This window comes from Urbifossiella limnaea (assembly GCF_007747215.1).
Lineage (GTDB): Bacteria > Planctomycetota > Planctomycetia > Gemmatales > Gemmataceae > Urbifossiella > Urbifossiella limnaea.
Map to the genome: position 1 here is coordinate 3,266,130 of NZ_CP036273.1, position 24,332 is coordinate 3,290,461.

General features: G+C 70.6%; 20 protein-coding genes, 1 tRNA gene and 2 pseudogenes. 8 read left to right on the top strand and 15 right to left on the bottom strand.

Annotated features, from left to right (window positions below; all coding sequences use genetic code 11):
- Positions 1-3: 3 nt before the first annotated feature.
- Positions 4-291, bottom strand: a complete 288-nt coding sequence (locus ETAA1_RS13355; protein ID WP_145238868.1) for a hypothetical protein — start codon at positions 289-291, stop codon at positions 4-6.
- 13 nt (positions 292-304) lie between these two features.
- On the bottom strand, positions 305-1,675 hold the full coding sequence (locus ETAA1_RS13360; RefSeq protein WP_145238871.1) for a PQQ-binding-like beta-propeller repeat protein: 1,371 nt from the start codon (positions 1,673-1,675) through the stop codon (positions 305-307).
- 152 nt (positions 1,676-1,827) lie between these two features.
- On the opposite strand from ETAA1_RS13360, the gene ffh reads away from it, so the two are divergent.
- Positions 1,828-3,270 (top strand): signal recognition particle protein, encoded by a 1,443-nt coding sequence (gene ffh, locus ETAA1_RS13365; RefSeq protein ID WP_145238874.1) that lies wholly within the window; start codon positions 1,828-1,830, stop codon positions 3,268-3,270.
- 66 nt (positions 3,271-3,336) lie between these two features.
- Here the strand turns inward: ffh and ETAA1_RS33430 are convergent, their stop codons facing one another.
- The 4 genes and pseudogenes from ETAA1_RS33430 to dacB form a co-directional block, all read right to left on the bottom strand.
- The gene (locus ETAA1_RS33430) at positions 3,337-3,459 is read right to left on the bottom strand and encodes a hypothetical protein (protein WP_261342014.1); all 123 of its coding nucleotides are present in this window, start codon (positions 3,457-3,459) and stop codon (positions 3,337-3,339) included.
- Positions 3,460-3,491: 32 nt separating this feature from the next.
- Positions 3,492-3,734 (bottom strand): annotated as a pseudogene (locus tag ETAA1_RS33825) (IS66 family transposase); the annotation flags it as partial.
- Positions 3,735-3,767: 33 nt separating this feature from the next.
- Positions 3,768-4,766 (bottom strand): IS66 family transposase, encoded by a 999-nt coding sequence (locus ETAA1_RS13375; RefSeq protein WP_145238878.1) that lies wholly within the window; start codon positions 4,764-4,766, stop codon positions 3,768-3,770.
- Positions 4,767-4,840: 74 nt separating this feature from the next.
- Positions 4,841-6,418, bottom strand: a complete 1,578-nt coding sequence (dacB, locus tag ETAA1_RS13380; RefSeq protein WP_202920870.1) for a D-alanyl-D-alanine carboxypeptidase/D-alanyl-D-alanine endopeptidase — start codon at positions 6,416-6,418, stop codon at positions 4,841-4,843.
- Positions 6,419-6,519: 101 nt separating this feature from the next.
- Between dacB and hisF the strand changes: the two genes are divergently transcribed.
- Positions 6,520-7,302, top strand: a complete 783-nt coding sequence (gene hisF / locus ETAA1_RS13385; protein ID WP_145238884.1) for an imidazole glycerol phosphate synthase subunit HisF — start codon at positions 6,520-6,522, stop codon at positions 7,300-7,302.
- A 21-nt stretch (positions 7,303-7,323) separates the two neighbouring features.
- Positions 7,324-8,496, top strand: a complete 1,173-nt coding sequence (locus tag ETAA1_RS13390; protein ID WP_238389437.1) for a type IV pilus twitching motility protein PilT — start codon at positions 7,324-7,326, stop codon at positions 8,494-8,496.
- A gap of 106 nt (positions 8,497-8,602) precedes the next feature.
- Here ETAA1_RS13390 and tyrS read toward each other — a convergent pair whose 3' ends face one another.
- From tyrS to rpsP, 5 genes and pseudogenes are all read right to left on the bottom strand, one after another.
- Positions 8,603-9,802 carry a tyrosine--tRNA ligase gene (gene tyrS, locus ETAA1_RS13395; protein ID WP_145238886.1) on the bottom strand — a complete coding sequence of 400 codons (1,200 nt, stop codon included), beginning with the start codon at positions 9,800-9,802 and terminating at the stop codon, positions 8,603-8,605.
- A gap of 124 nt (positions 9,803-9,926) precedes the next feature.
- Complete coding sequence (locus ETAA1_RS13400) at positions 9,927-10,334, bottom strand: YraN family protein (protein ID WP_145238890.1); 408 nt, start codon at positions 10,332-10,334, stop codon at positions 9,927-9,929.
- A gap of 177 nt (positions 10,335-10,511) precedes the next feature.
- Positions 10,512-10,856 (bottom strand): annotated as a pseudogene (gene rplS / locus ETAA1_RS13405) (50S ribosomal protein L19); the annotation flags it as partial.
- Positions 10,853-11,530, bottom strand: coding sequence for a tRNA (guanosine(37)-N1)-methyltransferase TrmD (trmD, locus tag ETAA1_RS13410; protein ID WP_145238897.1), 678 nt, complete (start codon positions 11,528-11,530; stop codon positions 10,853-10,855). The gene trmD and the pseudogene rplS, both read right to left, overlap by 4 nt.
- A 7-nt stretch (positions 11,531-11,537) precedes the next feature.
- A complete protein-coding gene (rpsP, locus tag ETAA1_RS13415; protein ID WP_238389438.1) occupies positions 11,538-11,852 on the bottom strand; it encodes a 30S ribosomal protein S16 in 315 nt (104 codons plus the stop codon).
- 192 nt (positions 11,853-12,044) lie between these two features.
- Here rpsP and ETAA1_RS33435 point away from each other — a divergent pair, with 192 nt between their 5' ends.
- A complete protein-coding gene (locus tag ETAA1_RS33435) occupies positions 12,045-12,173 on the top strand; it encodes a hypothetical protein (RefSeq protein ID WP_261342015.1) in 129 nt (42 codons plus the stop codon).
- A 46-nt stretch (positions 12,174-12,219) separates the two neighbouring features.
- Here ETAA1_RS33435 and ETAA1_RS13420 read toward each other — a convergent pair whose 3' ends face one another.
- Positions 12,220-13,230 (bottom strand): AAA family ATPase, encoded by a 1,011-nt coding sequence (locus ETAA1_RS13420; RefSeq protein ID WP_202920871.1) that lies wholly within the window; start codon positions 13,228-13,230, stop codon positions 12,220-12,222.
- A gap of 458 nt (positions 13,231-13,688) precedes the next feature.
- Between ETAA1_RS13420 and ETAA1_RS13425 the strand changes: the two genes are divergently transcribed.
- The 3 genes from ETAA1_RS13425 to ETAA1_RS13435 all read left to right on the top strand — a co-directional run bounded on the left by ETAA1_RS13425 (position 13,689) and on the right by ETAA1_RS13435 (position 20,507).
- Positions 13,689-16,340, top strand: a complete 2,652-nt coding sequence (locus ETAA1_RS13425) for a VPS10 domain-containing protein (RefSeq protein ID WP_145238902.1) — start codon at positions 13,689-13,691, stop codon at positions 16,338-16,340.
- A 115-nt stretch (positions 16,341-16,455) separates the two neighbouring features.
- The gene (locus tag ETAA1_RS13430) at positions 16,456-19,896 is read left to right on the top strand and encodes a PVC-type heme-binding CxxCH protein (RefSeq protein ID WP_145238905.1); all 3,441 of its coding nucleotides are present in this window, start codon (positions 16,456-16,458) and stop codon (positions 19,894-19,896) included.
- The gene (locus tag ETAA1_RS13435; protein ID WP_202920872.1) at positions 19,893-20,507 is read left to right on the top strand and encodes a Uma2 family endonuclease; all 615 of its coding nucleotides are present in this window, start codon (positions 19,893-19,895) and stop codon (positions 20,505-20,507) included. Before ETAA1_RS13430 ends, ETAA1_RS13435 begins: the two co-directional genes overlap by 4 nt.
- On the opposite strand, the gene ETAA1_RS13440 is transcribed toward ETAA1_RS13435, so the two are convergent.
- From ETAA1_RS13440 to ETAA1_RS13450, 3 genes are all read right to left on the bottom strand, one after another.
- A complete protein-coding gene (locus ETAA1_RS13440; RefSeq protein ID WP_145238910.1) occupies positions 20,508-21,335 on the bottom strand; it encodes a metallophosphoesterase in 828 nt (275 codons plus the stop codon). It lies immediately after the preceding gene.
- 187 nt (positions 21,336-21,522) lie between these two features.
- Entirely contained in the window at positions 21,523-22,584 is a 1,062-nt protein-coding gene (locus tag ETAA1_RS13445; RefSeq protein WP_145238913.1) for an RNA ligase (ATP), read from the bottom strand.
- 112 nt (positions 22,585-22,696) lie between these two features.
- Positions 22,697-22,767 (bottom strand) — tRNA-Gln (locus tag ETAA1_RS13450).
- Positions 22,768-23,076: 309 nt separating this feature from the next.
- Here ETAA1_RS13450 and ETAA1_RS13455 point away from each other — a divergent pair.
- A complete protein-coding gene (locus ETAA1_RS13455; protein WP_145238917.1) occupies positions 23,077-24,294 on the top strand; it encodes a dipeptidase in 1,218 nt (405 codons plus the stop codon).
- The last annotated feature ends 38 nt before the right edge of the window (positions 24,295-24,332 follow it).

A 24,332-nucleotide genomic window follows, 5' to 3' on the forward strand; every position in this document is an offset into this window, starting at 1 on the left:
TGGTCATTGGTGGGTCATTGGGAATTGGTCCCTCGGTAACCCTTCAGCCTCCTGAACTGGCTTTCTCCGGCAGCGGTGGCAGCGCGTCCCGGTGGTGGCGTAGGCCCGCAGGGCGTCGAGGATCGTTTGCAGCGGGTCCAGGCCCCGGTTCTTCCGGGTCCGGCACACGCTCATCCGGACGCCCCGCGTCGCCGCCCCCCGCGCGCCCTTGCTCCCGTAACTCGCCTTCCGCATCCGCACCGCCGTCCGCGGCCGGCCGGCCGGCCGGCCGCGGTCGGCGGCGTGATCCATCGACCACGCTCCCCTACTGCCGGAGGTCCACGCACACGACCTCGCGGTCGTTCCGCACGAACATGCACTTGTTCGCGTAGGCCGGGTGGACCCACACGACCTTCCGCCCGGCGCCGGCCATCGTGTTCGTCGGCTCGATCACGTTCGCCCGGTCGATCTCCGCATAGCCGGCCTTCGTCAGTTTGGCGATGATCAGGTCGCCCTGCTCGTTGAACAGGAAGTAGCGGCCACCCTGCGGCGTCAGGAAGGCGTTGCTCCACCGCTCGCTCCCGGCCGGCTCGTCGCTCGCCGCCACCTTCGCCGGGGTCCGCTTGCCGCGGGTCGCCTGCATCGTCTCCCACAGCCGCTTGCCGCTCGGAACGTCCAGGCCGCGGAGTTGGCCGTAGCTGCACACGCCGTACGCGGTGTCGCCGTCGATCACGGGCGTCGGCATGATCGAGCTCAGGTCCGTCGTCTGGCTCGCCGCCTCGCCCTTCGTCTTGCTCTTCCACACCACGTCGGCCTTGTCCGCGCCCACCTTCAGGAACATCGACCCGTTGTAGAACGACGTGACGAACAGCCCGTCGGTGCCGACCTTCCGCGCCATCGGGGCGGTGAGGGCGAACTTCACGTCGAAGTCCTGCTTCCACAGCCGCTTCCCGGTCGCGGGTTCGAGCCCGACGACGGCCTTGCTGTGCCAGACGACGATCTGCCGCTTGCCGCCGAACTCGTGGGCCACCGGAGCGCTGTAGCCGAAGTCGCCGGCAGTGCTCTGAGACGCCCAGACCTCCTTGCCGGTGTGCTTGTCGAAGGCGATCACCATGCGGTCGTTCGTCCCGCCGACGAGGCAGACGAGCCGGTCGCCGTCGATGAGCGGGTGGGCGGCGTGCCCCCAGATCTGGGTGCCGGCCCCGTAGTCGCGGATGAAGTTCTTGGCCCACACCAGCTTCCCGGTCGCGGCGTCGAGGCAGCGGAGGTCGCCCATCGCCCCGAGGGCGTAGACCTTCCCGCCGTCCACCGTGGCGTTGGCCCGCGGCCCGCCGGGGTAGCCGATCCGGTACTCGACCGGGTAGGCGTCGGCCCACAGCTCCTTGCCGGTGGCGGCGTCGCGGCAGACCAGGCGCTCCTCGCCGCGGAACTCGCCCTTGGCGAATCCGCCGTCCGGTAGCTTGTCCTTCGGCATGAAGTCGGGGACGTAGACCTTCCCGGCCGCCACCGACGGCCCCGAGTAGCCCGGCCCGCACGGCTGCCGCCACAGCACCTTCGGCCCGCCGGCGGGGAACTTGTCGAGGACGCCGTCCTCGCGCCAGACGCCGTCGCGCTGCGGCCCCATCCACTGCGGCCAGTCGTCGGCGCGGGCGGCGGTCGCGGCGGCGGCCGCGACGAGAACGAGTGCGTAGCGCATGCGTGTTCCTTGGGTGAGCGGCGGCGACTCCGGGGATACCGGCGAGACCCGCCGCGCTTTCCGTCCCGTTGAACCGCGCCGGGTGCGGCCTTACAGTAACCTATCGTCCGCCCCGCCGGCGGCCCGCACGACGATACCGGGACGGTGACTCGATGTTCGAAGGCATTACCAAGTCGCTGACCGAGGCGTTCAAGAAGTTCCGCGGCGGTAAGCTCACCGCCGAGAACGTCCGCGACGGCCTGCGCGAGGTCCGCCGCGCGTTCATCGAGGCCGACGTCAACTACGACGTGGTCACCGACTTCATCGGCCGGGTCGAGGCGAAGGCCGTGGGCCAGGAAGTCCTGGCCCGCGTCAACCCGTCCGACCAGATCATCAAGATCGTCCACGACGAGCTCGTGGCCACGATGGGGCCGGTGGACCCGAAAATCCCCCAGCGCGCCGACCGGCCCGTCGTGCTGATGCTGTGCGGCCTCCAGGGCGCCGGCAAAACGACCACCGCCGCCAAGCTCGCGCTCACGCTCCAGTCGCGCGGCCGCAAGCCGCTCCTCGCCGCGGCCGACTTGCAGCGCCCCGGTGCCGTCGAGCAGCTGCGCACGCTCGGCGAGCAGATCGGCGTCCCGGTCTACTCCGAAGCCACGAACCCCGTGGACGTGTGCCGCAACGCCGTCGCCGAGGCGAAGAGGACGCTGTGCGACGCCGTCATCCTCGACACCGCCGGCCGGCTGCAGATCGACGACGACCTGATGGCGGAGCTGCAGCGGATCGACAAGCTGGTGAAGCCGGACGAGTGCTACCTGGTCGTGGACGCGATGATCGGCCAGGAGGCGGCGAACGTCGCCAAGGCGTTCAACGACGCGCTGGAGCTCAACGCCTGCATCCTCACCAAGCTCGACGGCGACGCCCGCGGCGGCGCCGCCATGTCGATCAAGGGCGTGACCGGCGTGCCGGTGAAGTTCATCGGCGTCGGCGAGAAGGTGGACAAGCTCGAAGACTTCGTCCCCGAGCGGATGGCCGGCCGGATCATGGGCCAGGGCGACCTGATGGGGGTGGTCGAGAAGATCGCCAGCATCCAGTCGCAGGTGTCCGAGGAGGAACTGAAGAAGCAGCAGGAGGCGCTGACCAAGGGGCAGTTCACGCTGGACATGTTCCGCCAGCAGTTCGCCACCATCGCCAAGATGGGGATGAAGGACATGCTCGGCCGGATGCCGGGGATGAGCGAGATGATCCCCGAGGGCGAAGACCCCGAGGAGGCGCTGAAGCGCGTCCAGGGGATGATCGACTCGATGACGAAGAAGGAGAAGGACGACCCGGACATCATCGACACGCCGCGCCGCCGCCGCATCGCCAGGGGGGCCGGCGTCGAGCCGCACGAGGTGAACCAGTTCCTGAAGCAGTTCGAGCAGGTGCGGTTCCTGATGAAGCAGATGGCGAGCATGTCGATGTGGCAGCGGCTGAAGATGGTGACGGGCCTCGGGAAGGCGGGGGCGTTCATGCCCGGCGGGATGGACATGCTGAAGACGAAGGGCGACACCGGCACCCGCAAGAGCGCCAAGCAGCGGGCCGAGGAGCGGAAGAAGAAGAAGAAGAAGAAGTAGCGGTAATAGAGATTACTGGAAGGAAGAGACCCCTGAATTCGTCGCGAGTTGTCCCTCGGTAACCCTTCAGCCTCCTGAACTGGCTTTCTCCGGCAGCGGTGGCAGCGTCCCGGTGGTGGGGTAGGCCCGCAGGGCGTCGAGGATCGTTTGCAGCGGGTCCAGGTCCCGGTTGTTCCGGGTCCGGCACACGCTCTCCGGACGCCCCGCGTCGCCGCCCCCCGCGCGCCCTGGCTCCCGTGGCTCGCCTTCCGCATCCGCACCGCCGGCCGGACCTCCCGCTCGGCGTGGTTGTTCGACGACGGCACCCCCTCGAACTCCACGAACGTGAGCAACTCCTCACCGTACTTGCGCAACCGCTTCGCCAGCCGCCGGGCGTGCGGGTTCGACCAGTCGCCGATGCTCAGATCGACGACCCGGGCGTGGAGCCGCGACAGCTTCAGGCCGTACTCGTCCGACGGCTTCACCCGGCGCGTCAGTTCCAGCCGTACGGCGTCGGCTTACACCCGCCGCAACCGCCGGGCGAAGTCGGGCCAGTCGCCCCCCGCGTCCGACCCCGCGCCCATCTCCTTCAGTTCCCGCAGCAGGTGCGGCCAGCACTTCTGCTTGGCCCGCCCGACCGCGTCGTACGCCGCCCAGAAGTCCGTCACCAGCAGACCCGCGAACTCCTCGACGAAGAACGGGTCGAGGGCCGGGTGGCCGCGGGACTCGTCGATCCGGTCGTACGTGGCGTCGGCGCCGGTGAAGCACCACCGCCAGTGCGTCCGTCCTTCGACGCGCCACCCGGTCTCGTCGGCGTGGGGGACGCCGGCGTCGAGGCCGTGGCGGTGGACCTGCTCGTACCACGGCCCCAGGACGTCGCCCCGGCGGTGCCACATCTGGGTCCGCCCGCCGTCGGTGATCGGGAGGTGCAGGTGGCCGTTGAAGACGTCCACGATCTGGCGGGTCGTGACCCCCAGCCCGTAGTGGAGCCCGGCGGACAAGACGACGGTGCGGTTGCCGACGGTGCAGCCGGGGAGGGCGTCGGGGACCGGGGGCTCGACCGGCTTCCGGCCGCACGGGCACCAGTCGCGGTGGATGGTGTGCTCGGTCAGCTCGGGCCGGAGGTCGTCGGGGACGTCCTCGACGAGGCGGGTGCGGGTCCGTCCGGTGCGGGTGCGCCGCCCACCGCAGTCGGGGCAGGCGGGGAGTTGGTGCGACTGGTGGCGGTCGATGTGCTCGGGTCGCGGGCGTGGGGTGCCGGGGTGGCCGGGCACGGCCCGGCGTTTCTTCCGCGGGGGCGTGGCCGACGGCCTGGCATACGGCGGGACGGTGCCCGGGGGCGTGTGGGCACCGCCGGCGGGCGCGGGTGAGCCGAGGGCGGTGCAGAGTTGGAGGAGGAAGAAGATGGCGGCGGCCCGGTCGCGGGGCAACGCCGCCTCGGCCTGCCCGGCGGTCAGGGTGCCGGCGCGGAAGGCCGCGACGAAGGCGTCATCGAGGATCGGGGCCACGGCGGGCATGCCCGCGGTTCTCGGGATCCCGCCGAGAAGCGCAAGCCCTGTTCTGGAGGCTGAAGGGTTACGGTCATTCCAGGTTACGGCCCGTTGTCGTGGATGATCTCGCACAGCCGGCCCAGGACGCGGCCCTCGCGCGCCGATCCGGTCTCGCGCGACACCGGCACGTTGTTCACGAACATGGCGAAGTACAGCGTCGCGCCGCCCTTGGTGATCATCGTCCCGGCCAGCGCCTTGCTGCGGAGGAGCCACCGGTCGTTGGCCACGTCCGTCCAGTACAGCGTACCCGTCTTGGCGAACACCTTGCCGCGGGCCGGGCTGTCGCGGCCCACGACCGCGGCCAGCGTCCCGTCCACCCCGAGCACCGGGAGCCCGGCCCGGTAGGCGGCCCACTCCGGCCGCGCCGCCATGCCGCGCAGCAGTTGCACCGTCGCCCGCGCCGACACGCAATCCGCCTCCGCCCCGCCCGCCCCGCCGCCGAACGAGAACGCCCCCGCGTCCACGCCCAGGTCCGTCAGCAGCCGCCGGCCGCGGCGCAGTCCGTCGGCGGCGGTGGTGCGGCCGTCGCCGACCGCGACCAGGCACGGCAGCGTGCTGGCGTACAGGTTGTGGCTCACCTTCAGCGTCACCGTCGTCAGGTCGCTCAGCGGCGCCGACTTCAGCGTCGCCGCCTTCGTGAGGGTGGCGTAGTCGCCGCGCGGCGGCAGCGTCGGGAGGCCGGGGCGGATCACCGCCGCCTCGCACCGCACGCCGTTGCGCCGCAGCGCCTCGACCAGCAGCGCCCGCGCGAACAGCGCCGGCTCGGCCACCGGATGGATGGCCACGACCGCCTTGCCCGCGGCCGGCACCCGGCCGCGCACCGCGAGGTGGTTCGGCCCCACGGCCAGTACCTCGACCTGCGCCTTGGCCTTCTCGTCGGCCGTGCTCACCTGCGCGTCCACCTGGAAGAACGCCGTCTCGGGCCGCGTCTTCACCGTCGCCGGGTCGCCGGCCTTCGCCCCGGGCGTCACGATCACGTCGACGACGTTGTCGTTGACGGTGACGGGCGAGACCACGTCCGGGCCGCTGCCCGAGCTGCGGGCGCGGGCGAACAGCCGGTCGTCAATCATCACCTCGCCCTCGACGGCGTTGACGCCGCTGGCCTTCACCTGCCGGGCGATGTCGTTCAACCCCGCGAGCGGGTCGGCGTCGGTAAGGTACGCCTCGGCCAGCCCGCTACCGGCGTAGGTGTGGTCGCTGTTCTTCCACACCGTCTTGCCGTCGGGGCCGGTGCGGCCGCCCATGATCGGGTCGCCGGACGCGACGAGGATCAGGTCGCCGCGGAGGGTGCCGTTGAGCAACAGCCCGCGGCGGAACACGTCGGTGACGAAGGTGTGGTCCGCCCCGAGCGCGAGCAGCGCCGCGGCACACGTGAACAGCTTCGTGACCGACGCCGGGGCGAGCATCTGGTCCGGGTTGCGGGCGTACACCGGGTTGCCGTCGGCGTCGACGACGAGGATGCCCCAGCTGGCGTGGGTGTAGTCGGGGCCGGTCACGACCTCGTCGATCAGGCGCGCGAGGCCGGCCGGCGGCCGGGCCGGCGCAGGAACGGCGACGAGGCACACGACCGCGGCGGCGGGCACGGCCGAGAGGGCGAGGAAGCGGAGCAGTCGGCGCACGGGGGCGACCTCGGGGGATGACGGGTTTGGTGACAAGGTAGCACAACGGCCCCGGCTTCGCCCCGTTGACCGCGCCGTCCGCGGCCGCTAGCATCAGTTCAATGCTGACCAAGCGGATCATCCCCTGCCTGGACGTGGACCGCGGCCGCGTTGTGAAGGGGACCAACTTCGTCGGCCTCCGCGACGCCGGCGACCCCGTCGAGGTCGCCCGCCGGTACGACGAACAAGGCGCCGACGAGCTCGTCTTCCTGGACATTTCCGCCAGCCACGAGGGCCGGGCGATCCTGCTCGACATGATCCGCCGCGTGGCCGAAACCATCTTCATGCCGTTCACCGTCGGCGGCGGCATCCGCACCCTCGACGACGCCACGCAGATCATCCAGGCCGGGGCCGAGAAGGTGAGCCTGAACTCGGCCGCGGTGCGGACGCCGGGGCTGATCCGCGAGGTGAGCGAGAAGTTCGGCCGCTGTGCGACCGTGGTGAACATTGACCCCAAGCGGGTGACGCGCGACGGGCGCGAGACGTGGGAGGTGTTCGTGAACGGCGGCCGAATCCCCACGGGGCTCGAAGCCGTGGCGTGGGCGCGGCGCGTCGAGGAGCTGGGGGCCGGCGAGATCGTCCTCACGTCGATGGACGCCGACGGCACCAAGAACGGCTACGACCTGCCGATGGTGGAGGCGGTCAGCCGGGCGGTGAACATTCCGGTGGTGGCGAGCGGCGGGGCCGGCTCGCCGGAGCACCTGCGGGCGGCGTTCGCGGCCGGGGCCGACGCGGCGCTGGCGGCCAGCATCTTCCACTACAACGAGTTCTCGATCCCGGACACGAAGGCGTACCTCGCCGCCCGCGGGGTGCCGGTCCGGGTCGCGCCGAAGCTGACGGCCTGACTCACATCACGGAGCCCGTTCATGGCCGGCATGTCGTTCCAGTCGCCGCACCCGATCAACGGCACCGAGCCGGGGCTGAAGGTCGCGCAGCCGGTCCCCGGCGAGCCGATGATCAACCAGCTGTTCCGCACCGTCATGCTCCACAAGGGCTCCGACCTGCACCTCAAGGCGGGCCTGCCCGGGATGATGCGCCTCCGGGGCGTCATCCAGAAGATGAACACGCCCACCCTGTCGCAGGAACACCTGGAGAAGCTGATCTACCCGATCCTCCGCGAGAAGGACCGCAAGGTGCTGGAGGACACCGGCGGGGCCGACTTCGCCCACGTCATCGGCGACGACGAGGCCCGCTACCGGGTGAACCTGTTCAAGCAGCGCGGCAAGTTCGCCGTCGTGGCCCGGCTGGTGAACCAGAGCATCCCGTCGTTCGCCGACCTCGGCCTGCCGGACAGCATCGAGACGCTGTGCCACTACGAGCAGGGGATGGTGCTGCTGGCCGGCGTGACCGGGTCGGGCAAGAGCACCACCATCGCGTCGATGCTCGACTACATGAACGCGACCGAGGCGCTCCACATCCTCACCATCGAGGACCCGATCGAGTTCGTGTTCAAGGACAAGATGTCCATCATGAACCAGCGCGAGGTCTTCCTCGACGTGTCCGACTGGCACACGGCGCTGAAGCACGCCGTCCGCGAGGACCCGGACATCATCCTGGTGGGCGAGATGCGCGACGCCGAGACGTTCGAGGCGGCCGTCCACGCGGCCGAGACCGGGCACGTCGTGTTCGGCACGATCCACGCGTCGAACGCCTACAGCACGATCGACCGCATCCTCGGCCTGTTCCCGCCGAGCCAGCACGGGGCGGTGCGGCAGTCGATGGTGTTCAACCTCAAGGCGGTGGTGGCGCAGAAGCTCATCCCGTCGATCAAGCCGGGCAAGAGCCGGGTGCCGACGAACGAGATCATGATCGTGAACCCGACGATCCGCGACCTGATCCTGAAGCACCGCGACGAGAAGCTGCTGGACGCGATCCGCTCGTTCTACAACGAGGGGATGCTCGACTTCAACGAGAACCTGCGGCAGCTCGTGGAGCGCGGCGACGTGGACAAGTCGACGGCGCTCGAGTTCAGCCCGAACGCCGACCAGCTGAAGATGATGATCAAGGGGATCAAGGTCGCCACGTCGGGCCTCGTCTAGCCTCTGGGTACGGCCCGCGGCGGAGGTCGATTCGCGTCGGTCCCACACGCCACGCCAACGCCCGCCCGGGGCTGCACCCCGGGCCACCCGCCGACGCCCGCCGGGCTCAGGAGCCGAGCCGCAGGCGGGCCACCTTGCGACCCAGGCGGACGACCAGGCCGTCGGCCACGGGAACCGCCGCCTTCGCGTCGGCGGGCTTGGTGCGGTCGGGGCCGTAGTTGAACGCCCCCTCGTCGATCTTCCGGCGCGCTTCCCCGTTGCTCGCGCAGAACTTCGCCAGCACGATCAGCTTCACCGCCGACACCGCCCCGTCGGCCACCTCCGCGGCCGGGACCGTGAACTCGGCGATCGCCTCCGGGTCGCCCTTCTCCTCGAACTGCTTCCGCCAGTCGGCCAGCACCGTTTCCGCCGCCGCGGCCCCGTGGTACTGCCGCACGATCTCGGCACCCAGCGCCTTCTTCGCCTCGTTCGGCTTGCCGGCCAGGATCGCGTCGATCTCGCCCGGCGTGCGGTCGGTCAGGAGCGTGTACCACTCGCGCATCAGACCGTCGGGGATGCGCATCGTCTTCCCGAACTGCTCCCGCGCCGGCTCGGCCAGCGCCACGTAGTTGCCGACCGACTTCCCCATCTTCTTCTCGCCGTCGGTGCCGCGGAGGATCGGCATCGTCAGGCACACCTGCGGCTCCTGCCCCGCCGCCCGCTGGAGGTCGCGGCCGACCATCAGGTTGTACAGCTGCTCCGTGCCGCCGAGCTCCACGTCGGCGCGGACCTCGACGCTGTCCCACCCCTGCATCAGCGGGTACAGGCACTCGTGCAGGTAGATCGGCGTGCCGGATTTGATGCGGTTCGAGAAGTCGTCGCGCTCGAGCATCCGCTGGACCGTGGTGCTGCCGAGCAGCTTGAGCATGTCGGCGAACCCGAACTTGTTGAACCAGTCGGCGTTCGGCCGCACCTCGGCCTTCGTGATGTCCACCACCTTGGCGATCTGTTCGAGGTAGGTGGCGGCGTTCTTCTCGATCTGCTCGGGGGTGAGGCCGGCGCGGGAGGAGTCGCGGCCGCTCGGGTCGCCGACCGCGGCCGTGGCGGTGCCGATGATGAGCACCGCGGTGTGGCCGAGCTCCTGGAACTGCCGCAGCTTCCGCAGCGGCACCGTGTGGCCCAGGTGCACGTCGAAGCCGGTGGGGTCGATGCCGTACTTGACGCGCAACGGGCGCCCGGCGGCGAGTTTCTTGCGGAGCTCGTCGGCCTTCTCGATGTGGGCCGCGCCGCGGGTGAGGAGGGCGAACTGCTCGTCTGCGGTGGGCATTGGTGGTCCGTGGATGGCGGCTCGTGTGAGCCGTTAGGCCGGGGCGCAAGCCCCGTCGGGCTGATACAACCCGACGGGGCTTGCGCCCCGGCCTAACAAGCGGAAGGGCGGCCGTAGTGTGATTCTACCCGTGGAACTGGAAGCGGCCGGTGGCCTCGAAGGCGTGAGGGAAGTGGCGGACGACGGGTTCGCGCGCCGTCGGCGGCCAGCACAGCACCAGCACGTCGAACCGGACGGCGACGCCCTCCAGCAGCCGGCGGCGGGCGAGAAAGCGAACCGCCGCCCCGGTGATCTTCCGCTGCTTGCGGAGGTCCACGGAGGCGGCGGTGCGTTCCCAGTCGTCGGTCGCGGTGCTGCGGACCTCCACCACCACCACCGTCTCGCCGTCGAGAGCGATCAGGTCGATCTCGCCGGCCGGGTCGGTCACGTTGGCGGCGACGACCCGGTAGCCGAGGCCGCGGAGGAAGCGGGCGGCCGCCCGCTCGCTGCGGCGGCCGAACCAGCGCCGCCACCACGGCCGGCGGGCGAACACGGCTTACTTCTTCTTCGCGGCGGCGGCCTTCTCGGCCTCCTTCTTCGCCTTCTTCTTCGCGGCCGTCTTCGACACCCCGCCCTCGGTCGAGACGCGGGCCGCCGCCGCCTCCTGCGCGGCCTTGGCGTCGGCGATCGCGGCGGCCTTCAGGTTGGCGTCGAGCGTCGCCTGCCGCTTCACGTCTTCCTTCACCTTCGTCGCCTTGCCGACGCGGTCGCGGAGGTAGTAGAGCTTGGCGCGGCGGACCTTGCCGGCCTTCTTCACCACGATCTTGGCGATGCGCGGCGAGTGGACCGGGAAGATGCGCTCGACGCCCTCGCCCTGCACGATGCGGCGGACGACCATCGTCTCGCGGACGCCGCCGTTCTGGCGGGCGATGACGGTGCCCTCGAACACCTGGACGCGCTCCTTGGCGCCGTCCAGGAGCTTCTGGTGGACCTCGATCGTGTCGCCGACGCGGAAGTCGGGCACGTCGGACTTCAGCTGCGGCTCCTCGACGAGCCGGATGTGGGGAGCGTTCATGGCCTCGGGTTCCTGCTACGCTGGTCGCTTTGTTCTTTCCGCCACTTCGCCACCGCCCCGTGGTTGCCGCCGAGCAGCACCTCCGGGACTTCCAGCCCGCGGTAGACGCGCGGCCGGGTGAACTGCGGGTACTCGATCCGGCCGTCCTCGCTGTGGCTCTCGTCGGCCGCGCTCGCGGCGTCGCCGAGCACCCCGGGCACCAGGCGGATCACGGCGTCGATCACCACCATCGCCGGGACTTCACCGCCGTTGCACACGAAGTCGCCGACCGAAATCTCGCGCGGCTTCAGCACCTGCCGGATGCGGTCGTCGAAGCCTTCGTACCGCCCGCAGAGCAGGAGCAGCCGCGGCTCGGTGGCCAGCTGCTCGACCACCCGCTGCGTCAGCCGCTCGCCGGCGGGCGTGAGCATCACCAGGGTGCCGGGCGGCTCGGCCTTCGCCCGCACCGCCTCGACCGCGTCCACCACCGGCTGGGCCATCAGCACCATCCCGGGGCCGCCGCCGAACGGGCGGTCGTCCACGCGGGTGTGCTTGTCCTGCGTCCAGTCCCGCATGTTCCAGGCGTGGACCTCGACGAGCCCGGCGGCGATGGCGTCGTCGAGGAGGCTCTGCCGGACGTAGCTGTCGAACATCCCCGGGAACAGCGTGAGGACGTCGAAGCGGACGGCGGCCATGGGCGTGTTACTGGGCCGGCGGCGGGTTCTTGGCGGCCTCGGCCTTCGCGGCGGCCTCGGCCTCCAGCGTCTCGCAGCGGCTCATGTGCTTGCGCAGGATGGCCTCGACGTTCTCGGACGCCTTCGCCCCGACGCTCTGCCAGTACTTGATCCGGCTCGGGCGGAGGGTGACGGACTTGTCCGCATCCGGCACGTGCGGGTCGTAGGAGCCGAGCTCCTCGATGGCCCGGCCGTCGCGCGGCTGGCGGCCGTCGATGGCCACAATGCGGTAGTAGTGCCGGTGCGTCCGGCCCATCTGCTTCATACGGATGCGGACTGCCACGGCGCGAGACCCCACAAGGCGGCGGTTCACCAGGAACGGTTGTGATAGCGGGCGGGCGACGGAGCGGCCAGCGTGGGGGCGGAATTGAGCCGGCAAGTTTCGGATTTCCCGCGGGGCCGTGGCGGTTCGCGGCGGTACTCTCTGGGGCCGATCGGCTGTACCAGGCGCCGTGGCACTATCCGGAGACTCGCGATGCTCCGACTGGTGTTCCTGTTCACGACCACCGCCTTGCTCGTCGCAGCCACGCCGACCGAGGGTCAGGACAAGGCTATGTACCCTCTCCCCTCGGGGGAGAGGGTCGCGGCGAAGCACGCGGGGTGAGGGTGCGAACCACGTCGGATGATGTCCAGTCGGCCCGTCCCTCCCGTCACAGCGGCGGGAGGGGCGGCAGGTCGGCGAGGCGGCTGCGCTTCCGCGGTAGCTCGAAGCGGAACGGGTCGCCTTTCGTGCCGCGGCCGCACTGCTCGGCCAGGCCCTCCCGCACCGCCCGGTGGAGCCAGCCGTACAACTGCTGACTCGACGGCGCCGGCCGGTCCTCCGGCCACGTCGCCAGCAGGTCGCGGACGCTCGCCGCCGTCGGCCGCCCGGCCAGGAGCCGCCGCACCTCCTCCCAGTTCTCGCGGAACCGGGCGTCGGCCCCGTCGGCCACCACCCGGAACTCCGGCGTCCCCACCACCCACTCGTACACCACCGACTCCGGGGCCGACGGGTGCCGCGACCGCACCGTCAGCCGGCGGCGGTTGGCGTCGGACGCGAGCCGGCCGAAGCGGCCCAGCTCCAGCGTCGCGTCCACGTACCCCAGCAGCACGCCGCTGCCGCGCGCGGCGCTGCCGTCCTCCGACTTCTCCTTGCGGGGGTGGTGGAGCACCAGCACCGCCGTGCCGCCCTCGGCCAGCCGGCGGAGCGGGTGGAGGAAGTCGAGGAGCGCGCCCGGGTCGCAGTCGCTCCGGCCGGGGAGGAAGGTGGCGAGCGGGTCCACGACGAACAGGTCGATCGGGGTCTTCGCGCGGTCGTCCTCCGCGGCGCGGACCAGGGCGGCCCACTCGGCCGCGGTCGGCCGGCCGGGGAACGGGCGCGACACGAGCCGCGTGCGCTGGCCGCACGGGATCGCGGCCCGGCGCGCGGCCCAGTGGTGCCGCGCCTCCTCCGAGACGACGACGGCGTGGCCCGGTGCGGTGGCCCGGCCGAGGAACGGCTCGCCGGCGTCGAGGGCGCGGAGGAGGCCGGCGAGGAGCGTGGTCTTGCCGGTCTTCCACACGCTGGTGAGGAGGGCGACATCCCCGCGGGCGAGGAGCCCGTCCCAGAGCCACCCGGCGTGGGCGTCGGGAACGGGGTCAACGTGGTCCAGCAACTCCGGGGCGTAGGCGGTGGTGCTCATGATGTGACTTCCTCGAACGGACTTTTTTATGAGTCGGTGACATGTTTCCGCGAATCGACCCCCCTCGGCCGGAAACAATGATCGCCGCTGGAGCGAGCGGGAAGAATGTCGGTTGAGCCTGAATTGGCACGCGGGCTGCATTACTGGATGTGGGCGGGGCATGAGAGTCTGGATCGAATGGGCGACGATCCAGACCCGTGCCCCGCCTCTTTTCGTTTTCGCAGCCGCACTGCCTGCGAAATCCCCCACGAAAACTAGCAATTACGCCTCGAAACCGTGAAAGAACGGCCGGGCACGTTCGTTTTGTCGTGGGTGCCACGGCGGGCGTGTTGAGCAACACACTGCCGAAAAATGGGAAGTGAACTGCCGACTCGGGCGGGTGTCACGAACCGCGGGTTCGCGCGAGACACAACGGTCGGGCGGCGGTATGCTGGCGGCACCCTGCACCGGGAGCCGTCATGGTCCGACCGATCCTCTGTGCCGCGGCCTTCTGCGGCCTCCTGGCCACGTCTGCCGTCCGCTCGCAGCCCGAGGGCGCACCCGCGCCGCCGACGCCCTACCAGAGGGTGTTGAGCGGATTGAAGGCGCGGTGCATCGGCCCCGCGAACACGGGCGGCCGCGTCACCGACGTGGCGGTCGTGGAGAGCAGCCCGGACACGTTCTACGTCGCCAGCGCCGGCGGCGGCGTGTGGAAGACCACCGACGGCGGCGAGACGTTCAACCCCGTCTTCGACGCGCAGCCGACGCAGTGCATCGGGGCGGTGGCGGTGTGTCAGGCGAAGCCGGAGGTGGTGTACGTCGGCACCGGCGAGGGGAACCCGCGGAACAGCGTGTCGTGGGGCAAGGGCGTGTACCGCAGCGCCGACGGCGGCAAGACGTGGAAGGCGTGCGGCCTGGAGAACACTCACCACATCGGCCGCGTCGTGGCCCACCCCACCGACCCGGACACGGCCTACGTCGCGGCCGTCGGTCACTTCTGGGGGCCGAACCCCGAGCGCGGCCTGTTCAAGACGACCGACGGCGGCAAGACGTGGGCGCACAGCCTGAAGATCGACGACGACACCGGCGTGGTGGACGTGGCGCTCGACCCGGCCGACCCGAACACCCTGTACGCCGCGGCGTGGGGCGTCCGCCGCGACGGCTTCAGCGGCCCAAACCCGGCCAAGCAGACGAACGCGAAGGGCGGCCTGTTCAAGTCGCAGGACGCCGGCAAGACGTGGGACAAGATGGCCGGCGGCCTCCCCGAGCGGGGCTACGGCCGCTGCGGCGTCGCGGTGTCGAAGAAAGACCCGAACATCGTTTACGCAGTCGTCCAGACCGACAAGACGAAGGCGGTCACCAACATCGGCCAGGTCGCCGAGCCGGGCGGCCCGGCGGACAACGGGGGCGTCTTCCGCTCGGCCGACCGCGGCAAGACGTGGGAGGTCGTGAACCAGCTGGTGCCGCGGCCGTTCTACTACGGCCAGGTGCGGGTCGACCCCGAAGACCCCGAGCGGGTGTACGTGCTCGGCGTGTCGTTCCACTACTCGACCGACGGCGGCAAGCACATGAAGACGGCGCCGACGGCCGGCGTCCACAGCGACATGCACGCCCTGTGGGTGAACCCGAAAGACCCCAAGCACATGATCCTGGGCACCGACGGCGGCTTGTACGTCAGCAAGGACCAGGGGAAGAACTGGGCGATGAGGCGCGGCATGGTCATCAGCCAGTTCTACGGCGTGGCAGTGGACAGCCGCACGCCGTACCGCGTGTACGGGGGCTTGCAGGACAACGGCACCTGGGGCGCCCCCGTGTCCACACCCTTCGCGGACGGCGTGACCGTGGCCGACTGGAAGCGGATCGGCGGCACCGCCGACGGCTTCCAGGTGGCCGTGGACCGCGACGACCCGGACGTGATCTACCACGAAATCCTGTTCGGCGGCCTGAACCGCACGAACTTGAAAGCTCAGAAGGGGGACCAGACCAAGAAGATCCGCCCCGGCCCGCCGACGAACCAGCCGACGCCCGGTCAGCCGCAGCAGCCCGCGGCCCCGAACCGGTTCAACTGGAACGCCCCGTTCATCCTGTCGCCGCACGACACCAAGGTGCTGTACTTCGGCAGCCAGTACGTGTGGCGCTCGTCGAACCGCGGCGACACGTGGACGAAGCAGAGTCCCGACCTGAGCCGGGTGAAGGGCGCGGCCGCGAACGGCCGCACGATCCTGACGCTCGCCGAGTCGCCGGTGAAGGGGCTGGTGCTGTGGGCCGGCACCGACGACGGCAACATCTGGGTCAGCAACCAGACGCGGAACAAGTGGGCGGAAGTCGGCCAGAACCTGGAGGACGTGCCGAACGACCGGGCCATCTCGAAGATCGAGTGCGACCACAAGGAGCCCGGCACCGCCTACGTGGCCATCGACCGGCACCGCAACGACGACACGAAGCCCTACATCTTCAAGACGACGGACTTCGGCGAGACGTGGGAGCCGATGGTGAAGGGGCTGCCGGCCGGGGCCGTGGTCGGCGTCGTGCGGCAGTCGTCGAAGAACCCGAAGGTGCTGTTCGCGGGCACCGAGATGGGCCTGTACGTGACGCCGGACGGCGGCAAGAACTGGCACCACCTCAAGAACACGGGCCTGCCGCCGGGCGTGCGCGTGGACGACCTGGTGATCCACCCGCGCGAGCGCGAGCTGGTGATCGGCACGCACGGCCGCGGCGTGTGGGTCATGGACATCGCCCCGCTGGAGCAGCTTTCGGAAGAGGTGTTGGCCGCCCCTGCGCACCTGTTCGACGTGAAGCCGTCGGTGGCGGTGAAGCAGGTGCCGCGGCCCGCCCCGGCGAAGGGTGCGGAGCTGCTCGGCAAGGCGTTCGCCGCCGCGAACCCGCCGGCGGGTGTGCCCGTGGCGTTCTACCTGGGCAAGGGCGCCGCAAAGGCCGAGGTGACGCTGACGGACAAGGCGGGCAAGACGATCGCGTCGAAGGCGTTCGACGGGCTCGCGCCGGGCCTGTACGGCGCGGCGCTGCCCGCGCCCCCGGGCGAGTACACGGTGACGCTCAAGGCCGCGGGGGCGACGAAGACCCGCACCGCGGTCGTGACCAAGGAAGGCGAGATGCCAGCGGACGACCAGTAGATTCCGTCCCAGTCCGCGGAGCCCGGGGACGGCCGCCCCCGGGCTTGTTCGCTGCCGTTGCCCGCCCCGCACTGGTCCGGTAGCCTCAAGTTACGCAACCTTCCGGAGTCCGCCGATGACCCCGCCGGCCCGCCTCATCGCCGCCGCGTTCGCCTGCCTGCTCGCCGCCGGTGTCGTCGCCACCGCCGTCCCGCCGGACCAGATCGACGGCCCCGCCGGGTCGGGCGGGAAGGGCTCGGCCGAGGAAGCCTTGGTGACGGTGCAGATCGAGAAGGGGCTGAAGGTCGGCGTGTGGGCGGCCGAGCCGCTGATGGCGAACCCGGTGGCGTTCGCGTTCGACGAGCAGGGCCGCGCCTACGTCGCCGAGACGACGCGGTTCGGCAACGGCGTCCCGGACACGCGCAGCCACATGAAGTGGCTCGACGAGGACCTCGCCAACCGCAGCATCGCCGACCTGTTGGCGATGTACCAGAAGCACAAGTACCAGGGCTTCGAGAAGTATTCCGACCAGCTGCGGGTCGTGTGGGACAGCACCGGGAAGGGCCGTGCTGACAAGAGCGGCGTCTTCTCCGGCGGCTACAACCGCGCGCAGGACGGGCTCGCCGCCGGCGTGCTGGCCCGCCGCGGAAGCGTGTATTTCGCGTGCATACCCGACCTGTACCGGCTCAAGGACACGAAGGGCACGAACACCGCCGACGTGAAGGAGAGCCTGTTCACCGGCTTCGGCCCGACGGCCCAATTCCTCGGCCACGACCTGCACGGTTTACGGATGGGGCCGGACGGCCGGCTGTACTTCAGCATCGGCGACCGGGGCTTCAATGTCACGACGAAGGAAGGAAAGCAGCTGAGCTACCCGAACACGGGGGCGGTCCTCCGCTGCGAGCCGGACGGGAGCAACCTCGAAGTCGTGCACTCGGGCCTCCGCAACCCGCAGGAGCTGGCGTTCGACGACCTCGGCAACCTGTTCACCTACGACAACAACTCCGACAGCGGCGACCAGGCCCGGTGGGTGTACGTGGTGCAGGGCGGGGATAGCGGCTGGCGCGGCGGCTACCAGTACGGCACGCTGTACCACCCGCCGGGCACGCCGCAGGGGAACCGCGGCCCGTGGAACGTCGAAAAGATGTGGCTGCCGATTAGCCCGACCAGTGAGCCGCCGGCGTTCGTCGTTCCCGCGCTGGCGAACTTCGGCAGCGGCCCCGCCGGCCTGACGCACTACCCCGGCGTCGGCCTGAACGACAAGTACCGCGACCACTTCTTCGCCTGCGACTTCACCTCGTCGCCGAGCAGCCGGATTTGGGCCGTGGCCGTGAAGCCGAAGGGGGCCGGGTTCGAGGTGGCGAAGCACGAGCCGTTCGTCCGCGGGATGGTGCCGACGGACTGCGAGTTCGGCCCGGACGGCGCGTTCTACTGGTCCGACTGGACGGGCGGCTGGAACCCGCCGAACAAGGGCCGCATCTACCGCGTCACCGACCCCGAGGCGATGAAGAACCCGGCCGTGGGGGAGGCCAAGACGCTGCTCGCCGCGGGCTTCGAGAAGCGCGACACGGCCGAGCTGCTCAAGCTGCTGGGCCACCCGCACCAGCAGGTGCGCACCGAAGCCGGCATCGAGCTCGGTGCCCGTGGTGCGGACAACGCCGTGGCGAACGGGCTCACCGCGGTCGCCGCCACGTCGAAAGACCGGTTGAGTCGCGTTCACGCCGTATGGGCGCTGGGGATCGTCGGGCGGCAACACTCGCACGCGATCGCGCGGCTCACCGGACTGGTGACCGACGCCGACGCCGAAATCCGCGCCCAGGTGTTCCGAACGCTGGACTCGTTCCCGCACCTCCCGCACGTCCTCGCCTCCGTTCTCTCGCGCGGTTGCACGGACGCCGACCCTCGCGTTCGGGCGTTCGCGGCCGCGGCGTTCCGCCGGCTCGACCGCCCGATCGCCGTGATCACCCCGGGGTCCGAGGCCGAACGCGTCGTGCCCCTGCTCGAAGTGCTCAAGGCGAACGCCGACGCGGACGCTTACCTCCGGCACTCGGCGGTGGTCGGGCTCGTCGGGCAGACCGCCGACTCGCGCGAGCTGGCGCGGATGTGGGCGGCCGTTCGTGACCGCTACGACGTGCCGGCCGTGCGGCTCGGGGTGGTGCTCGCCCTGCGCCGGCACCGCGGCGCGGAGCTGGCCGGCTTCCTGGCCGACCCCGACGCGAAGATCGCTGCCGAGGCCGCCCGTGGGGTCTACGACGAGCGGATCGCCGGAGCGCTGCCCGCGCTCGCGGCGCTGAGCGACGGCAGCCGGCCCGACCCGATCGCCTACCGGGCGCTGGCCGCGAACTACGTCCTCGGTACGCCAGAAGCGGTCGGCCGCGTCGCTAGATTCGCCGCCCGCACGACCGAGCCGGACCATCAGCGCGTCTTCGCCCTGAAGCTACTTGCCGACTGGACTAGCCCGCCGCGCCGCGACCCGATCACCGGGCTGACGCACGACCTGCCGCGGCGCGACTCGGCGCCCGTGGCCGCGGCACTGCGGCCGCTGCTGGCGGGCGTGTTCGCCGGCTCCGACGCGGTCCGCGCCGAGGCCACGCAGGTGACCGCGAAGCTCGGCATCACCGAGGTCGGCCCGCTCCTCAGCGCCGTCGTCCGCGACGAGAAGGCGTCGCCCGGCGACCGTGCCGACGCACTCGCCGCGCTGGTCGCGGTGAAGGCGGCGAACCTCGCCGAGATGACGAGCTACGCCCTCGCCTCGCCGCTGCCGCGGCTCCGCGCCGCCGGCCTCACTGCGAAGGCGAAGGCCGACCCCGCCGCGGTCCTCCGCGACGTGCCGGGCCTCGTCCGCGACGACAAGACGAGCGTGGCCGAGAAGCAGGCGGCGCTGGCGATCCTCGGCAAGGCTGGTGAAACGGCCGAGGGGGATAAGCTGCTGTCCGAACTCCTGGCGACGGCGACCGCGGGGAAGGGCCAGACCGACATCCTGCTCGACGTGCTGGAGGCGGCCGACGCGCGGGCGAAGGGGAAGGCGAAGCTGCACGCTGCTCTAAAGCAGGACGCCTCGACCTACCGGACGGCCGCGGGCAAGTCGGCCGACAAGCTCGCCCCGTGGGCCGAGGCGCTGGCCGGCGGCGACGCGGCCCGCGGGCGGAGCGTGTTCCTGAACAACAACGCCGTGTACTGCCAGCGCTGCCACCAGCTCGACGGCCAGGGCGGTGAGGTGGGGCCGGCGCTAAATGGCATTGCCGCCCAGCCCGGCAAGGACCGCCGCTACCTGCTCGAAGCCGTCGTGCTGCCGTCGGCCCAGATCGCCAAGGGGTTCGAGACGGCCGTCGTGACGCTGGCCGACGGCCGCGTCGTGAGCGGCGTCGTGAAGGAAGACACCCCGCAGCAGTTGAAGCTCGTGACGCCCGAGAACCGCGAACTAGTCATCCCGAAAGAGGAGATCGAGGGCCGCCGCACCGGCCCGTCGGCGATGCCGGAGGACCTGCACCCCAAGCTCACCCGCCGCGAGCTGCGCGACCTGGTCGAATTCCTCGGCAGTCTCCGCGACCCCGCCCCGAAGGGAGGCCGCCCGTGAGCGTGCTGATCACCGACCCCGACCTGGCCGCGGACGTGGTGAAGGCCCGTTCGGAATCCGACGGCGACCGGTACACCGAGGTCTGGGACGGAGTCGTCGTCATCCCCGCACTGCCGAATAACGAGCACCAGAACCTCGTGATGCGGCTTGGTGTCCCGTTCGCCACGGTCGTGGACTGGGAGGCTGGCGACAGCGTGCAGCCCGGCGCGAACGTCAGCGACCGGGTAGCCGGCTGGAAGCAGAACTACCGCTGCCCCGACGTGGTCGTGACCTTTGCCGGCGGGCGGGCGAAGGACTGCGGCACGCACTGGTGCGGCGGCCCCGACTTCGTCGTGGAGATTCGCAGCCCGAGCGAAGACCCGCGCGACAAGCTCGACTTCTATGCCGCCGTCGGCACCCGCGAAGTGTTGGTCATCGACCGCGACCCGTGGGCGCTGGAGTTGTTCCGGCTCGACGGGCTGGTGCTGCTGTCCGAGGGGCGGGCCGATGAGGCGACCGCGGCGGTGCTCACATCCGCGGTCATGCCGCTGACGTTCCGCGTGCGTGAAAATTCGCCGCGACCGGCGATCGTCATCACGCACACCGGCACGGGGCAGACGTGGACGGCGTGACTAAGCGGAGCGGAGGGTGAGGAGCGTTAGCTCCGGCGGGCTGCGGAACCGCATCGGGGCCGTGACCGTGCCCAGCCCGCGCGACACGTAGACCTGCGTGGCCGGCGCCTGAACCAGCCCCTTCAGGTACTTCTGCCCGTACCGGCTCGGCACGATCGGGGCGCCGAAGCCCGGCACGTACAACTGCCCGCCGTGGGTGTGGCCGCTCAGGATGAGGCCGACGCGGTCGTCACGCAGCTTCTCGGCGAAGTCGGGGTTGTGGCTCACCACCACGCAGGCGTCGTCGGCGTGGGCGTCACCGAGGGCCGACTCCAGGTGCGTCTTGCCGCACCACAGGTCGTCCACGCCGGCGAGGCGGAGGCGGTGGCTGCCGCGTTCGAGCCACACGCCGGCGTTCGTCAGCTCCATGATTCGCGACGACCGGAAGCCGGCGTGCGACTCGGCGATGCCGTGCCAGTAGTCGTGGTTGCCGAGCACGCCGAACACGCCGAGCGGCGCCTTCAGCCCGGTCAGCACCTCGAAGCACGGCCCGATGTACCGCGCCTCGCGGGTCGAGTAGTCGCCGCCGAGGACGACCACGTCCGGCTGTAGCGCCAGCGTCGTGCGGACGACCGCGGTGACGTGGTCGAGGTCGACGTACGGGCCGTGGTGAATGTCGGCGAGGAACGCGACGCGGAGCCCGTCGAACGCCGCCGGCAGCCGCGGCACGACGACTTCAGGCCGTTCGACGACGACCGCCCCGGCTTCGTAGAGGCCGTAGCTGGCACCAACAACCGGGCCGACGACCCCGGCGGCGACGGCGGACTTGAGAAACGTGCGACGATCCATCGGTCGCTCCGCGGGCGAGGAACTGAGGTTTAGATAAGCAGGCCGCGGGCCGCGAAGCTAGAGCAGGATCGGGTGACGTGCAAGAAAAAGCGTCGGAATTCCGGTCAGTCGTGGGGTTCGCGCGCGGAAGCCTGTTCACATCCGTTAACACCGGCCGGGAGCTCCGCGGCTCCCGGCCGGCGTGGTGTCACTCGTCAAACTTCAGCAAGAACTTCGGGTTGATCACCTTGAAGCTCAGCCGCCCGCCCAGGTCCGGGTCGTACTCCTCGGCCGGCGGCCGCAACACCACCCCCTCGCGCTGTACCCTCGGGTTCAGCGCGCTCGTCCCTTCCGCGAACGCGACGAGCTGGTCGACCGTGTGGTCGAGCACGAGCGTGCCGAGCTGCGGCACCGGCGGGAGGCCGACCGCGGCGAGCACGTCCGCCGCCGCGGCGTGATCCACCCACCGGCCGGCGCCCAGGTCGAGGACGCTGAAGACGCGCAGGCCGATGTCGTTCAGCCCGTACTTGTTCCCCTGCACGCCGGGACCGATCACCTCGGCCTGCACGGCCACGTCCGCCCCGAGACGGTCGCGGGCCTCGCGCAGTTTCTCCTCCAGGTTCAGCGCCCGCGCCACGCGCACCAGGCCGTTCGACTCGTCCGTCTCGTCGAGCCACAGGTTGCGGCTACACGCGCCGAACTCGCCGTCGCGGAGGAAGGCGGTGAACGAGGTCCCGTCGAGCTTCTCGGTGACGACAAACGTCCGCCCGCGGTGCCGCTCCAGCACGGCTTCCAGCAACTGCACGCGCGTCTCGTCCGTCTTCGACAGGAAGCCGGGGAACGGCCCCTTGACCCGGCCCGCGAACCCGGCCGGCGCCGGCGGCTCCCACTTCCGCACCCCGAGCGCGGCCGTCACGTCGGCCCCCTCGGCGGTCGGGGCGTCGGCCGGCAAGATCGCCAACGGGAAGCAGATGCCCTGCGACACCTGGCCGCGGAGGCGGACGGTTTTGATGCGGAACCCGGCCGGCGTGACCTCGCCGGTGACCGGGTCGGTGAGGGCCGGCTTGAAGCTGCCGGCGCGGAGGAACTCGAACTCCGGCCGCTCGGGCAGGAGCGAGTCGATCTCGCAGTAGACGACGCGGTCGCCGGGCCGGTACTCGCCCGTCTTGCCGACGACCCACCAGCCCAGGACGCGGACGCGCTCGATGGCCTCTGCCCCCGGGATGGGTTCGACGGCGTTGACAGTCTGGATGCTGGCGAGGGTGCGCACGGCGGCCTCCGGTTGTGACGGAAGAGAGCGGCCGGCCGGGTGCGGGGTTCGGGAAGTGGAAAAGTGAGAGGCCCGCCGCGAGTCGCCTCGCCGCGGGCCTCATCCCACCGAGTTGGGGATCTAGGATTCGAACCTAGACTAACTGAGTCAGAGTCAGTCGTGCTACCGTTACACCAATCCCCAGCGGTTCTGACTCAACGCCGGCATCTTACTCACAACTTCCGCGGTCGGCAAGGTCGCCTCCCACGGGCCGGCAGGTCGCGTCCCGCGCGGGAACCCGACGAATCCCTTGATGTCGATCATGGTTCCGGCACAGTTGGGCACTTCGACTCGTCGGAACAAACTTTTTTATGAGTCGGTGACATGTTGCCGCGAATCGACCCACCCCGGCCGGAAACAAGAATCGCCGTGCGAGTGTGGTTGGGAATGGACGTGCCCGCCGGCCACCGGGGCGGTATTCTCACCGTGCCTCCCCGCCGCCGAGACACCGCCATGCGCCTCGCCTTCCTGCTCCTCGCGCTCGCCGCCGGGGTCGCCCCCGCCCAACCGGCGCCGAAGGCCACCCCCAAAGATATTGTCGTCACGCCGGAAGCGCTCGCCGTCCACCGTGACGCCCTCCTCGTGGACGGCCACAACGACTTGCCGTGGGAGCTACGGCAGAAGGACGGCCCCGCATTCCGGTCGATCAACATCGGCGTGCCGCAGCCGCGCTTCCACACCGACATCGAGCGGTTGAAGAAGGGTAACGTCGGCGTGCAGTTCTGGTCGGCCTACGTGCCCACGGACACGGTCAAGAAGGGCGTCGCGGTCCGCACCACGCTCGAGCAGATCGACATCGTCCACCAGCTGTGCGCGCGGCACCCCGAGGCGTTCGAGATGGCTTACGGCACCGCCGACATCGCCCGCATCCGCAAGGCCGGCAAGATCGCCTCGCTCATCGGCGTGGAAGGCGGTCACTCCATCGACAACTCGCTGGGCGTCCTCCGCGACTACTATCGCCTCGGCGTTCGCTACATGACACTCACTCACTCCGAGTCGCTCGACTGGGCCGACAGCTGCTCCGACGCCCCGAAGGCCAACGGCCTCAGCCCGTTCGGCGAAGAGGTCGTCCGCGAGATGAACCGCCTTGGGATGCTCGTGGACCTGTCGCACGTGTCGCCGGAGACGATGAAGGCCGCGCTGAAGGTGACGCGGGCGCCAGTCATCTTCTCGCACTCGTCGGCCCGCGGCGTCGCCGACCACCCGCGGAACGTGCCCGACGACGTGCTGCCGCTCGTGAAGCAGAACGGCGGAGTGGTGATGATCAATTTCTACTCCGGGTTCTTGGTACCGGAGGGCGCCCGCGCCACCCGGCGGATGTTCGAGGTCGCTCGCGAGTTCCGCAAGAAGTTCCCCGACGAGGACGCCTTCCAGGAGGCGATGAAGGCGTGGTCGAAGGAGAACGACTACCCGGCCGGGACCGTCGGCACGATCGTGGACCACATCGACCACGTCGTGAAGCACGCGGGGATCGACCACGTCGGGCTCGGCTCCGACTTCGACGGCGTGCCGCGGTTGCCGCACCAAATGCACGACGTGTCGTGCTACCCGTTCATCACGCAAGAGATGCTGACGCGCGGGTACAGCCGGGAGGCGATCCACAAGGTCCTAGGCGGGAACGCGATGCGGGCGTTCTCCGCGGCCGAGCGGGCGGCGGCGGCGAAACCCTGAGGTTGCGTCCGCCGCCGCCGCGGGGTATACCGGTCGGC

Excerpts from the sequence above, each read along its gene's own strand:
- ETAA1_RS13355 (WP_145238868.1), bottom strand. The coding sequence starts at position 291 with ATGGATCACGCCGCCGACCGCGGCCGGCCGGCCGGCCGGCCGCGGACG.
- ETAA1_RS13360 (WP_145238871.1), bottom strand. The coding sequence starts at position 1,675 with ATGCGCTACGCACTCGTTCTCGTCGCGGCCGCCGCCGCGACCGCCGCC.
- ffh (WP_145238874.1), top strand. The coding sequence starts at position 1,828 with ATGTTCGAAGGCATTACCAAGTCGCTGACCGAGGCGTTCAAGAAGTTC.
- ETAA1_RS13375 (WP_145238878.1), bottom strand. The coding sequence starts at position 4,766 with ATGCCCGCCGTGGCCCCGATCCTCGATGACGCCTTCGTCGCGGCCTTC.
- hisF (WP_145238884.1), top strand. The coding sequence starts at position 6,520 with ATGCTGACCAAGCGGATCATCCCCTGCCTGGACGTGGACCGCGGCCGC.
- ETAA1_RS13390 (WP_238389437.1), top strand. The coding sequence starts at position 7,324 with ATGGCCGGCATGTCGTTCCAGTCGCCGCACCCGATCAACGGCACCGAG.
- tyrS (WP_145238886.1), bottom strand. The coding sequence starts at position 9,802 with ATGCCCACCGCAGACGAGCAGTTCGCCCTCCTCACCCGCGGCGCGGCC.
- trmD (WP_145238897.1), bottom strand. The coding sequence starts at position 11,530 with ATGGCCGCCGTCCGCTTCGACGTCCTCACGCTGTTCCCGGGGATGTTC.
- ETAA1_RS33435 (WP_261342015.1), top strand. The coding sequence starts at position 12,045 with ATGCTCCGACTGGTGTTCCTGTTCACGACCACCGCCTTGCTCGTCGCA.
- ETAA1_RS13420 (WP_202920871.1), bottom strand. The coding sequence starts at position 13,230 with ATGAGCACCACCGCCTACGCCCCGGAGTTGCTGGACCACGTTGACCCC.
- ETAA1_RS13425 (WP_145238902.1), top strand. The coding sequence starts at position 13,689 with ATGGTCCGACCGATCCTCTGTGCCGCGGCCTTCTGCGGCCTCCTGGCC.
- ETAA1_RS13430 (WP_145238905.1), top strand. The coding sequence starts at position 16,456 with ATGACCCCGCCGGCCCGCCTCATCGCCGCCGCGTTCGCCTGCCTGCTC.
- ETAA1_RS13440 (WP_145238910.1), bottom strand. The coding sequence starts at position 21,335 with ATGGATCGTCGCACGTTTCTCAAGTCCGCCGTCGCCGCCGGGGTCGTC.
- ETAA1_RS13455 (WP_145238917.1), top strand. The coding sequence starts at position 23,077 with ATGCGCCTCGCCTTCCTGCTCCTCGCGCTCGCCGCCGGGGTCGCCCCC.